General features: G+C 71.4%; 8 protein-coding genes. All 8 read right to left on the bottom strand.

From position 1 onward, the window contains the following. Nucleotides 1-77: 77 nt before the first annotated feature. The 8 genes from FKR81_RS37315 to FKR81_RS37280 all read right to left on the bottom strand — a co-directional run bounded on the left by FKR81_RS37315 (nucleotide 78) and on the right by FKR81_RS37280 (nucleotide 11741). Nucleotides 78-1055: a C40 family peptidase gene (locus FKR81_RS37315; RefSeq protein ID WP_146359006.1), complete on the bottom strand. Its 978-nt coding sequence runs from the start codon at nucleotides 1053-1055 to the stop codon at nucleotides 78-80. A 4-nt stretch (nucleotides 1056-1059) separates the two neighbouring features. Next, complete coding sequence (locus FKR81_RS37310; RefSeq protein WP_146359004.1) at nucleotides 1060-2133, bottom strand: replication-relaxation family protein; 1074 nt, start codon at nucleotides 2131-2133, stop codon at nucleotides 1060-1062. 96 nt (nucleotides 2134-2229) lie between these two features. Next, on the bottom strand, nucleotides 2230-4746 hold the full coding sequence (locus FKR81_RS37305; protein WP_146359003.1) for a type IV secretory system conjugative DNA transfer family protein: 2517 nt from the start codon (nucleotides 4744-4746) through the stop codon (nucleotides 2230-2232). Nucleotides 4747-4895: 149 nt separating this feature from the next. Next, nucleotides 4896-6872: a VirB4 family type IV secretion system protein gene (locus FKR81_RS37300; protein WP_407936579.1), complete on the bottom strand. Its 1977-nt coding sequence runs from the start codon at nucleotides 6870-6872 to the stop codon at nucleotides 4896-4898. Next, nucleotides 6872-8011: a PrgI family protein gene (locus FKR81_RS37295; RefSeq protein ID WP_146358999.1), complete on the bottom strand. Its 1140-nt coding sequence runs from the start codon at nucleotides 8009-8011 to the stop codon at nucleotides 6872-6874. Before FKR81_RS37295 ends, FKR81_RS37300 begins: the two co-directional genes overlap by 1 nt. Continuing rightward, nucleotides 8008-10080, bottom strand: a complete 2073-nt coding sequence (locus tag FKR81_RS37290; RefSeq protein WP_235922127.1) for a hypothetical protein — start codon at nucleotides 10078-10080, stop codon at nucleotides 8008-8010. Before FKR81_RS37290 ends, FKR81_RS37295 begins: the two co-directional genes overlap by 4 nt. Nucleotides 10081-10188: 108 nt before the next feature. Beyond that, complete coding sequence (locus tag FKR81_RS45360; protein ID WP_186763396.1) at nucleotides 10189-10506, bottom strand: pilin; 318 nt, start codon at nucleotides 10504-10506, stop codon at nucleotides 10189-10191. Nucleotides 10507-10706: 200 nt separating this feature from the next. Continuing rightward, the gene (locus FKR81_RS37280; RefSeq protein ID WP_235922126.1) at nucleotides 10707-11741 is read right to left on the bottom strand and encodes a hypothetical protein; all 1035 of its coding nucleotides are present in this window, start codon (nucleotides 11739-11741) and stop codon (nucleotides 10707-10709) included. Between the last annotated feature and the right edge of the window lie 484 nt (nucleotides 11742-12225).

The raw sequence follows: 12225 nt of genomic DNA, 5'->3' as shown, positions 1-12225 counted from the left end.
GGACACTGATTGACACCCCGATTCTCACCGACCTTGCGCAAGCGCAAGATGGGCGCAGAATCACTGAGAAGACGCAATCAATATTGGGAACCTACAGCAATAGAAGCCGCAGGGCGGGTCGCTCCGGCGTAGTCGTCATCGGGGTACCGGTGGTTGTCGATCTGCACTGGTTGGCCGAACGTCGGCGCGTTGATCATCTTTCCGCCGCCGATGTAGAGGCCGACGTGGTGGATGTCGCCGGGTGGGCCGTAGAAGACGAGATCGCCCGGCAGCAGCGGCTTACCGGCGGGGACGCGCGGGCCCGCGTCGAACTGCGTCTGGGCCGTGCGTGGCAACATGATTCCGGCGGCGGCGTAGGCCGCCGTGGTCAAGCCGCTGCAGTCGAATCCGCCTTCGGTGGGGCCGTCCCCGCCCCAGACGTAGGGCAAGCCTCGCTGCCCGCAGGCGTAGTTGATCGCTGTCAGGGCGGCGGTGTTGGGGGCCTGGATGGCGTTGCAGTCGCCGGTGGCCGCGGCGGCCTCGGCGTAGTGGGCGGCCTGGTCGAGGACCATGTCGACGTACCAGTCGGCGTGGTTGTAGGCCCAGATCGCCGCCCGCAGGTCGCGCCGCCGTACTCCGTTGTCGCACAGCAGGAAGGCCGCGGCGTGGATGGCGTCGTGCGGGTTGTAGCGCGAGGTCGGGTGGGCGCCGCCCGGCGGGATCTGGTGGCGGGCGATGACGGTATCGAAGGTTGGGGCCAGGAATTGCATCGGGCCCGCGGCTCCGGCGTGGTTCTCGCCCTCGTGCACGCCGGGCAGTGTGGTGCGGCCGTGGTCGGTCTCGACCTTGCCGATGGCCGCCAGGACGGTCCAGTCGAGGCCGGGGCAGTTCGGGGCGGCGCTGAGGTAGTGCAGGCAGTACTCGGGCGGGATGTCGGCGATCGGTGTGGTGCAGTCGACAGTGGTGTTCGGGGAGCTGCCGAACAGCGCTTCGACCACGGCCTTCACGCCCGTGCCGAACAGGACGGGGATGAACAGCAGCACTGCGGCGGCGGTGACAGCGAGTTTGGTGGGCACGGCCTCACCACCGCCCCAGCCGGCCCGGCCCGCGCAGCGGGCGTGGCTTGGTCGAGGCGGGCGGCATCGGTGAGGGCGGCGGGAATGTTGGCTGCGGCGAGTCCGTCCCGAGACCGGCTTCGCCGCCGGTGGTGATCGGCGGCGGGACGTGCGGCCAGGCGTCGAGCAGCCCCGGCAGCGTCCGCCGCCGCGCCCCTCCGGCGGGGAGATCGAGCGGCAGCCAGACCTCGTCGGCCGGGCTGGGGTGGGCGGCCTCGGGGTTGAGCAGTTCGGCCGCCGCGGTGGCGACCGGGACCGAGCGCGGCTCGTCCAGCTCGCGCCAGGCCCGCTGAAGCAGCCGGCGGGCGGTGGTCTCGCGCCGTGAGGTGGGCAGCCAGACCAGCAGCGGGGTGGTGATCCCGGTGGACTGGGCCAGCGCGGCGTAGCCGGTCAGCTTTCCGGCGAGTTTGGCCAGGACCTCGGTGCCGAAGTCGTACTCCAGGAACCACTCGACCTGCTGGTCTCCGTCGTGCCAGCGGCCGTAGCCGTCGGGTTTGACCAGGTCGCCGAAGTGCTTGGCGCACCGGGTCTCCGACCACCACGCCGTCAACGTCACCTGCTCACCGGGGCGTGGGTGGCGGGCGCGGTCGACCAGGGCGGTGAACCACTCGTTGACGCCGATGGTGTGGGCCAGGCGCAGGCTGTGGGCGACGCCGATGACGCGGTCGTGCCGGTAGCCCATCTCCTTGACGTCGACGCCGTCCTCGGCGGCGAGCACGGCGGCCCCGGCGGGTGCCAGGACGTAGTGCATGGGTGAGGTGCCGACAGTGACGAACGGCTGGAATCGGTCGACGACACCCGAGGTATAGAGCTCCCGCAACCGCATCCGCGCGGATCGGACCGACGGGAACGCCAGCGCGGTGAGCTGGTGCGCGGTGAGTACCCGGTGCTCCCACAGCATCCGGGCTATCCACTTGTCGCGCGGGGTCAGCCGCCACGCCAGCACGGCCTGGTGCTCGGCGGTGTTCGCGGCGCGCGGGGTCGGGCGGGCGGGTTTGTGGCCGCGCAGGGCGCGCTGCCGAGTGGGATTGGTGATCATCGTCCACCTCCGGAAGGGTTGGCTGAGCCGCCCTGGGGGCAGGCCGGGGCGAGATGGGTGTGTGACAGGGGCGATGCGGTGGAAGGGCTGGATGGTTCAGCCGTTGCGGCGTGGATCCGCGCTGCGCTGGCGCACCACGGGCTGAGCCGATCCCGAGGCTGTGCCAGGCGGTCGTGTGCCAGGCGTCGGGATGGTCGTGCCGGCGGCTGCGCCGGCGCGAGCCTGTGCGGCGCGGCGGGCGACACTGCGGATTTCCCTTGCGCGGCCGGGGATGGCGGGCGGCAAGGGTTGGGTGCGCATGGTGAACGGCTGGGCTTCCTCGCCGTTCAGCACGAGCCGGACGGCGGCGTGATAGACGCCGAGGTGCGCCAGGTCGTGGTCGGACAGCCGGGGTACGGTGTGGCGGGACAGTTCGCGGGCGTCTTCGGGTGAGGCGTTGAAGAAGATCTTGCTGCGGGCGTTGGTGGACATGCCCTCGCGCAGTTCCCGTGGCAGCTGGCCGAGGTGCTGGTGGGCCAGTGTCATGCTGACGCGGAACCCGCGGGCTTCGGCGAGCATGTCCTCGATGGGGTAGGGCATGTTGAGGAAGTTGTGGCACTCGTCGATCACCAGGCTGGCGTCGCGGCGCCGCCGCTGTGGGATGCGGGCCCGGCCGGTGGTGGCCTGCCAGGTGCGGGCGACGACGAGAGACCCGATCAGCCGGGTGGTCTCCTCTCCAAGCGAGCCCTTGGGGATGCGCACCAGGCAGATCCCGCCGTCAAGAACCTCACTCAGGTCCACTGTGGAGTGACCGGCCGCGATCGCGTCCCGGACGAACGGCCGCAGCAGGAACGCCCGGAGTTTGTTCATCAGTGGGCTGATGACCTGGGAGCGGGAGGAGTCGGTCAGTTCCTCGTACCAAGCCCAGAAGCCCCGCAGGACCGGGTCGGTGATGCCAGCGGTGACGCGGCCGCGGAAGGCCTCGTCTGCCAGCAGCTTGGGCAGATCGGCGAGGGTGGCGATACCGTCCTGGGTGCGCAGGGTGAGGCAAGCGGCGCGCATCACGTCGTCGGTGCGCGGCCCCCAGAACGCGCTGTAGACCCGGCGAAAGACGCTGACGAGGTTGTCCACCGTCAGGTCGGTCTCCCCACCATCCAAGGGGTTCAGGCACGGCGGCCGGGACTTGCTGTCCGCGTCGAAGATCACCACACGGTCGGCGGCCGAGCGCGACAGTCTGGACAGGACGTCGGTGACGAGGTCGCCCTTGGGGTCGATCAGCACGATCCCGCGCCCGGCCTCGGCGTCGGCCAGAATCATGTTGCCCAGCAACGTGCTCTTGCCTGAGCCGGTCGCGCCGATCACGTGCAGGTGATGCCGGGCGTCCGGGACACGCAGCGCGACCGGGCGCTCGTGCCCGGTGTCGGTGACCCCGATCGGTTTGGCCTCCGGCCCTGGGGTGGCGACTCCCGGCGGGGGTGCGACGGCGCGGGCTCCGGCGCGCTGGATGCCGGGGATGGCCTCGTCGGTGGGCAGGTGCGCGATCGCGGCCAGCTCCGGGACCGACAGCAGGTCCCCGCGCCCGAGGCGGCGGGAGTCGATCACCCGGCCGGGCCGCCGGAGGCGGTGGCGGGTGTAGTGGTTGTGCTCGGTGTAAGAGGCGAAGCTCGCGGCCAGTGCGTGAGCCCGGCCGCGGGCGACGTCACGAGCCTGACGGGCCTGAGTCTCGTCGGCGCCGGTGGGCAGCAGGGTCGCCACCGCGTAGCGGATGACGGTCTCGAACTGGCTGCCGCGCTGTTTGGTCACGATGGCGCGGTTCTGCGCGGAGAATTCCAGCGAAGTCTGCGGATCGCTGTGCAACGCGCCCGTCCTCGTTCCCGCTGTCGCTGCTCGTCGTGACCGGCTCGTACCGGGTGTGAGGGCGTCCAGCAGGCACCCGACCAGCCGCATCGACCCTCCGATGTGGACCCGGCGGGCGGCGCGGCGCGCATGCTGGACACGGCGGCCGGTGACCGGGCGGGCCAGGACCTGCACGCAGGCGTACTCGTCGCGGCCGAGCCCGATCGGCGCCCCGATCAACGCCCGGAGCGGATCGGCGTCGAACATCGAGCGGATGGGCAGTGCCTCGGGCCGCGCGAGCCGCAGCTCGCCACCGACGACCAGGCGGCGCCGGCCTTCGTCCGCGACGGGTAGTGGCGGCTGGGCGGGGCCGACGCGGGTGTGGGCACCGGGCCAGGCGGCCTCGATCGCGCGCTCGACCAGGCCGGGCGGAATGACACCGGGCACCCACAACCGGATCGCGACACCGGCGTCGGAGAACGTGTATTCGCAGGCCACGTGGGGCTGGCCGGTGAACCACCGTCGCCACGCCGGTCGCAGCAGGCCGACCAGGTTCGCCCACAGCGCCGCACCGCCCACGGAATCCACCTGTGGTGGTGCGAGGACGGTGATCTGCCGGGCGTCGGCGACCAGCAGCTCGTGGCAGCGCCGCGTCCACCACCGCCGGCCGACCACGACCACGACGGCCAGGACGGCGAGCACCGGGGCCGCGACAGGGCCCCAGGCCAGCGCGAGATCACGAAGCCGGTCCAGCAGCGCCAGCAGGACGCCGCCGGGGTCGCGCAGATAGTCCTCCATCCACCCGGAGATCAGCCCAGACGACCACGCGGCAGAGAACGAAAGCAGCGATTCCGGTGACCGTTCGAGGGCAGCCGGTATCCAAGGCAGCACGACGTCTCCTTCATAGGAAAGGTGAGTAGCGCGGAACGCGGCCGATCCGAGCAGGCTCAGACGCCCCCGAGAGCGATCTGGTCGTCCTCATCGGAGCCGTACTCGTCGCCGTCGTACACGTCGCCGTCGGCGCCAAGCGGGAACTCATCGCCGACACCGAGGTCGACGAACCCGGTATCGGCCTCGCCGGTCGACTCGGCTGTGTCGGCGTAGGCGGCGAGCTCGGCCGGGTTGCTGGTCACCAGGTAGTGCTCGGTGGGCGAGGCGATGGCATGGAACGCCACCCTCTGCGTCCCCGCCGACAGCAGCCCCTGGCCCCGATCCGCCGAGAGCAGGAAGGCCCGTTCCCCTGCGGACAGGTCGAAGGTCTGGCTGACCTCGTCGATCGCCTGAGATGCCTGCCGCAGCAGGATCTGGGTCGCCGCGTTGGCCACGACCGCCTTGCCGAGATCGCTGCCGAGCACGTCGGCGGTGTCCTGGGTCGCCACGGTCAGCCCGGCCCAGTGTTTGCGGGAAGCCTTGGCCATGCGGAACAGGAACTCCGCCCCGGACTTTTCCCGCATCAGCAGCCACGCCTCGTCGACCACGACCAGACGCGGGCGGCGGATCGCCGGGTTGGACACCCGCCGCCACACCGCGTCCAAGGTGAGCAGGGTGCCGATCGCCTTCAGCTCGTCAGGCAGGTCCCGCAGGCTGAACACGACGAGATGTCCCTCGGGGGTGATGCTGCTGGGGCCGTCGAACAGTTGCTTGAACGCGCCCTCGACGAACGGGTGCAACCTCGCCGCGAGCTCCACCGCGGCCGGGTCGCGGGCCTGGTCCGCCGCGAGCTGGTCGCGCAGGGTGCGCAGGGTCGGCGACGGGCGGGTCCAGGTGCGCGGGTCGGCGGTGATCCCGACACTCTGGTAGGTCGCGGCGATCGCCCGGTCCAACGCCGCCCGCTGCGCCGCCTGCGGCTCGCTGCCGAGCAGGACGGCGATCACGGTGTGCAGGAACAGGCTGCGTCGGATCAGGGCGTCTTTCGGGGCGGTGCGGCGGCCGTCGGCGCGGGTGTGGATCGGCAGGTCGAACGGGTTGAGCCGGACACCCGGTGCGCCGAGGTGGACGTAGGTGCCGCCGACCGCGCGAGCTAGGCGGGCGTACTCGTCCTCCGGGTCGACCACGGCGATCTCGACCCCCCGATACAGCGAGCGCAGCAGCTCCAGCTTCACCAGGTAGGACTTGCCCGCGCCGGAGCGGCCGAGGATCACGCTGTTGTGGTTGTGCATTCCCTCGCCGAACCGGTCCCAGTGCACCAGCCCCTGGGAGCCGAGGTTGTAGCCGTAGAGCACCCCGGACGGCGCGGCCACGCTGGTCGGGTCGGGGGCGGGCAGGTCCGGGCTGGTGAACGGGAACGACGCGGCCAGCGCGCTGGTGTCGAAGGTGCGGCGCATCCCGATCAGGTCCAGGCCCATCGGCAGCGTGGACACCCAGCCCTGCAGGCTGCGGTAGGTGGTGTGCTTGGCGTCGAGCAGCAGGCTGGCGCACAGCGCCCGGACCGCGGCCACCTCGTCGGCCAGCGTCTGTTCGGTGGGAGCGTGGACGGTGAGGTAGAGGCCGAGGCGGAACAGTTTTCCCTCACCGCGGGCGACCCGCGAGCTCAGGTCGTAGGCGTCCTCGGTGGCGGCCTCGACCTGCGGGTCGTGCAACCGGCCGTGCTCGGCGGTGTGCCGGCGTCCGGACTCCAGCTTGGCGAGCTGCTTTTTCAACCGGCTGGCGGCGGTGGCCGGGTCGATCGGCTCGACGTGCACGGAGACGTCCAAGCGACCGGGGTAGGTCAACAAGGGGGCGAGCCAGCCGGGGTGCACTTCGCGCGGGAATCCGACCACGGCGAAGCTGGCGACCCACTCGCCACCGACTTCCAGGTGCCGGGCACCGATCGACACAGCGTCGGGGGTGAACGCGGTAGCCGCGGACGAGGCCACCTCAGCGCTGGAACGACGGCTGTGTTGGCTGTGTTGGCTGTGTTGGCTGTGTCGTGTGCGGGAGGCCATCAGTACCGCGCCCTCTCGTCCTCGTAGTCGTCGTACTCGTCCTGGTAGTCGCCGTCGTCCTCGGCCGGTTGAAAGCTGGCGGTGGTGATGACCTCGTCGGCACCGGCCAGCCCCGCGGACGGGGGCAGCAGGCTGTCGGGATTGCATGCCGAGGCCAGCACCGCGGTGGCCTGCCCGGCATCCAGCGGAGTCACCACGATCCCGGCTGGCGCGAGCAGCTCGATCGCTTCGCCGAGGCGACGCACCAACCGCGACTCGGCCGCGCGTCGGGCGCCGGCGTTGATCTGTCCGCTCGCCTGCCGGTGGCGCTTGCTCGTCATCGCGCCGAGCACGGCCAGCAGGCCTGGCCCGCCGAGCCCGTCGGTCGGGGCTGCGACGCCCAGCGGTTCGCGCAGCACGAGCAGCACCTGGCGGCGCAGCAGATCGGACTGCCCGGCGAGCCGCGTCAGGTAGTCGGCGTGCTCGAGCGCGGCGGCTTCCAGCGCCGGGTGCGGCAGACCGCCCGCGCGCTCGTGCAGCTCGGCGATCTGGCCGGACAAGTCGAGTCGTTCGGTGCGCACGAGGACCTGCACCGGGGCAGTCAGGCTGTGCAGGTAGCGGCCAAAGCTGGCCACCAGCGCTTCCTGCTCGGTGGGGGTGCGCAGCGCGAAGTTCACCGTGGAGGCGACCGCGACGATCGCCACACCGTCGACACCCAGGTCCACCACACCGGTCTCGGTGACCGCCTCGGCCGCAAAGCGCAGCGCCGAGGGGGCGACGCGGTCGGACCGTGCGGTTCGCCGCTTGTCCCGAGTACGGCCGGTGTTCTGGTCAGCGTTCGCGGTGAGCCAGGCCGGAGCTGGGTGCACGCCCTCAGGTGCGGCAACGCGATAACGAGGCGCGAGGCGCTGGCGAATGGCGGCGACCAGCAGCTTGTCCATCGCTACGCCGTCACGCTGGCCCAACGCCAGCACCGCCGCGCCCGCGGCGACCGGGACAGAGAAGATGAGGAACACCGGGATGGGCACGAGGGTGCGAGTGGCCGCCCAGATCAGATACAGCACCGCCCCGGCGGCGGCGAGGATAGTCAGCTGGCGTGCGGTCAGCGGGCCGAGCACGCGGTCCTGCATGTCGACGTCGGCCGGAATGCGCACGATCATGACGTCCTACCTCCTGACTTGGGACCCCGCCGCATCGCCGAAGGCGGCGGGGTGAAGCGCGGCGGGGTGGAGCGCGGCGGCTTCGGCAGGTCCAGCGGCAGCCGCAGTTGCCTGCCGACACGCGGCGCGGGCCTGGCGGCCGCCGACAGGGGCGGGGGCGGTGCGGGTGCCGGGGCGCGGTGCACGCCGTCCAGCGGCAGCGGATACTGCCCGCTGCGGGTCGGCCGGTTGCCCTGGTAGGGGTCGAACGGCAGCTCCGGCTGCACCGCGCGGCTTCCCCTGGAGGAGCGTGGGGCCGGTGTCGGGGGACTCACCGGGCGGGGCACGCGACGCAGACCGTCGAGCGGCAGCGGGTATTGCCCGGAGCGGATGGGCCGGTTGCCTTGATAGGGGTCGAGCGGGAGCTCGAGCTGCTTGCCGCGTCGGCGTCCCGCACCCACAGAGCCACCCGCGGGAGCGTGCGTGGCTGGTGGCGGCGTGGCGGGGCGGCGCGGGACGTGGAGCGGGAGTCGGTACTGGCCGTCCCGGCCGAGGACGGGCCTGTTCTCCGGCCAGTCCTCGCCCAGCGGCAAGGCCAGCTGGCGGCCCCGCGGCGGACCGCTGGTGGACCTGGTGCCCGCCGATGTCGTCGACCGCGTCGCGCGTCGGCGACGTAGCCCCGGCAACGGCAGCACGTACTGGCCGCCGCTCGTCGTCCGCACGCTGGCATACGGGCCGCTCGGGGCCGTCGGGCCACCGCCACCGCCGCGCCCGCCGCCGGTGCCGTGTCCACCCCCACCGGATGGCCGGCCGTGGTGTGCGGCGGCGCCGCGCACGAGCCCGAAGGCCTTGACCATCAGGAAGGCACGGATCAGCGACCCGAGCAGCGACCGGCCTCCGCCGCCGATCTGGATGTGGTGCATGACCCAGCCGGGGATCTTGACCAGGATCCAGAGCAATCCGCCGGTGGCGATCAGGTTGATCACACCGTCCGGGGTCGGGCCGAAGACCGTGAAGCCGCCTTCGGCGAAGAACACCCGCAGCGCGGTGATCAGCGCCAAAGATTGGCCGAGCTGGATGGCCAGCACGCCGAAGAAGGCACGCCACCACCAGCGGGCGATGCCGTCGGTCTGCGGCAGGCCATGGCAGACGAGGAACAGCGGGGCGCCAGCCAGCAGCATCACGGTCACCGCGACACGGACCACATAGGTGGCGACCAGCGCGATGAGCAGCACGACCAGGCCGAGCGAGAGCACCGCGCCGAAGAACCCGAGGCTGGTGATCGAGTTCAGCACCATGGTCGTCAGCAGTGTGCTCAGCGTCTGCGCGGCACCGCTGGGGTCGACTCCCCCGCCGACGAGTGCGTAGGACAGCGCGTTGGCCAGCTCGATGGCCTTGCCCGCCAGGACCAGCGACAGGTTCGCGGCCAGGAACCCGGCCGCGACGCGCGGCGCGATCTCCCGGAGCGTGGTGCGCGCCTGCAGGGTCTCGTAGGCCATCAGCAGGATCCCGGCCACCAGGATCAGCAGCACGTAGCTCACCACCGCGAGCCCACGCGAGGACTCCCACAGCTCCCCGACCCGCGGCAGCTGCTCGAGCGTCGGCGTGGCCAGCAACGTCTGGCCCACCACGCGCAGCAGCGAGTTAAGCGCGGCGACGACCAGCGCCCAGAAGAAGCTGGTGATGCCGTCGGTGACGCAGGCGCCGATGTCGGTGATGCCGCACTCGGTCTCGGGTGCGCTCGGTGGTGCGATCGACGGCGGCGTGGTGCTCGGTGGTGGCGTGGTGCTCGGCGCCGCGGAGGTACCGGTGGTGGATGTGCGGCTGGTGGATGTGGTGGTGGTGGACGGGCACGGCAGCGGCCCGTGACACGGCTGGGTGGTGAGGGGCGCCGGCGGGCGCGTGGTGGTCGGTTGCCGTGGCGGTCGGGTGTGGGACGGGTCCGGCAGGCACTGTGGCGGCCGAGCGCCGGGTTGCAGGCACGGAGTGGGCACGACCGGGCTCGGTTGTGCCGCGGCCACCGCGGCCGCGCCGCCCGCGAGCACCAGCAGGGCGGCCAGCAGCAGCCACACCACCCGCCGCCGGAACACGCCCCGGCGGTCCGCGCGCGGCGGGGCGATAGGCGGGCTGGACTCATGCGCCACGGGACGCGTCGGGGTCGGTGGACGGCGGTGTGAGGGCCTGGTCAAGGGCATCGCCTACGCCCCCACGATGCCCTTGAGCACACTGACGACCAACGGCGCGAGCGCGGCCAGCGCGTAGCCGATCCCGGCGGCCTTGAACGCCTCCTTGGCCTTCTCCTGCTCGCCGGGGTCGCCGGCGGCCATCACGCGGCGGACGGCGCCGATGGTGAAGAACACCGTCGCGAGCCCGGCGAGGATGCCCATCAGCCAGTTGCGGATGTTGGTCAGGACCTCGTCGACGCTGCCCGCGATCGCGAGCAGAATGGTGTCCGCGTGCGCGGTCGTCCCGGACGCCAGTACAGCCAGCGCGACCAGCTCGGCGACCAGCAGCACGCGTCGACGGATGCTCCGCCGACAACCGGCGGACACAGCACAGGCCCGAGGTGTGGTGCTGTCACCGTCCTGGCGGCGCACTCCGGCGCAGCTCGTGAGGCGGGTTCGCGAGACCGCCGTGCGACGGCCGAGCGCGGGCCCGCGCTCGGGTCGCCGGCGGGCGGAACGCCGGTCGGTGTCGGGACGGACAAAGGTTCGGGTCAGGCGCATCGCGACACTCCCGGAGTCGAACCCGACCGCCGTTGCGGCGACTCGGGCGAGGAGGTGGTGTGCGCGGAGGTGGCTGATCTCCTCCCGCAGCCCTGAACTCCGGAAAACCGGCCATGCGGGGACACGCGATCGCCGACTTTCTCCGCCGTGTTCACACCCAGGTCCGTCACGGTGTGTGACTGACCGGTCGGCCTGGTCGCGTACGCCGCGGCCTCGGCGATGGTCACCGCGTCGGCCACCTGAGCCGCCAGGTCGCGCTCGTGGCCACAGCCATGCGCGACGTCCGGAGCGGTGTCGAGCAGGTAGGCGACGAGGCGGCGCTCGGCGCGCTGGCGGGCCTTCTTGCCGGCCTGATACGACAAGCCGCGCTCGGACGCGGCGTCGGCCAGCGCGACACCTTCCAGACGGGTAGCCCCAATCAGTTCGGCCTCCGCCGCGGTGATCGCGTGCTCGGCGACCGCACGGGCGAGGACGAAGTCGGGGTGCCCCCACGGGGGCGGCGGCAACGTCGAGCGGAACCCGTGCCCAGAGGGCACCGGCGCGTCCAGCGCCTCGCGCACGGCGGCGTGCCCGGCGCGGTAGGCGGCCCACCGCAACCGCAGCATGATGCGCGGCTTGCGCAGATCAACCTCGCCGAGCTCGGCGACGAACCCGGCCAGCACCGCGGCGTGGATGTCACTCGGGTCACCGGCGAAACGCGCCGACAACCTGGCGGCGATGGAGGTCAGCGCGGGCAGCGCCACCCCCACCGCGCCGACGGTCCAGGTGCCACCCTCGGTGCGGGCGAGCAGAACCAGGTGCGCCCACGCCGCGTCCCGCAACGTCTGCGGGCAACCGCGGCGCAGCAGCCGGTCGCGCAGCTCGTTCAACGGCACCCGCCGCCCCGGAAGACCGGGGAACAATCGCCCGTCGACCGACACCGGATGCGGTCCGGCGACCAGCCACTCAAACGCCGCGCGGGCGGCGTCCAACGGCATTCGATCGCGCTCGAAACTCGAGCGCGGAACAGCCTGCTGCGAAGTCACGGAATGGCTCCTGAACGAGTCGGGATCAACGACTCGATCAGGACGCCACAACAGGTAGCACCACACTCTTACCAAACCGGCACAGAACTAGCACCACAGAGGCACCGTCGATCTTCACTGATCATTCCGCAACCATGCCACGATCCATTTCAGCGCTGCCGCAGATCAGCGAACACGAGAAGGAAAGATCAAGAGCGAGTGCAGGGTGATATCCCGCTACCTGCGAACACTGGCGGACGGTAATAGTTTGGTGCCAGTTTGGTAAGACCTGCCACGAGCTCACCGTCCTGTACGACAGTCAGTCGGCACCAGACGGCGACATGGCAGGAAACGTTGAACCCTTTCTTCCCGGCAGGCCAAGTCTCCTCTCACGGGCACGCACATAGACGCCTTTCACTTCCGGCCAGCCGACAGATTCCAGAAAGTCGACGATCGCGTGTCCCCAAGCGGCGCGTATTTCGGAGTTCAGGGGTGTCATCAGCGC

It is taken from the genome of Lentzea tibetensis, assembly GCF_007845675.1.
In the GTDB taxonomy this organism is placed as follows: Bacteria; Actinomycetota; Actinomycetes; order Mycobacteriales; family Pseudonocardiaceae; genus Lentzea; species Lentzea tibetensis.
The sequence above is the reverse complement of the archived record's forward strand: the minus strand, read 5'-3'. Positions and strand labels throughout refer to the sequence as shown.

Coding starts and splice junctions, on each gene's coding strand:
- FKR81_RS37300 (WP_407936579.1), bottom strand. CDS start 6,872: ATGGCCTCCCGCACACGACACAGCCAACACAGCCAACACAGCCAACAC.
- FKR81_RS37305 (WP_146359003.1), bottom strand. CDS start 4,746: ATGGAGGACTATCTGCGCGACCCCGGCGGCGTCCTGCTGGCGCTGCTG.
- FKR81_RS37310 (WP_146359004.1), bottom strand. CDS start 2,133: ATGATCACCAATCCCACTCGGCAGCGCGCCCTGCGCGGCCACAAACCC.
- FKR81_RS37295 (WP_146358999.1), bottom strand. CDS start 8,011: ATGATCGTGCGCATTCCGGCCGACGTCGACATGCAGGACCGCGTGCTC.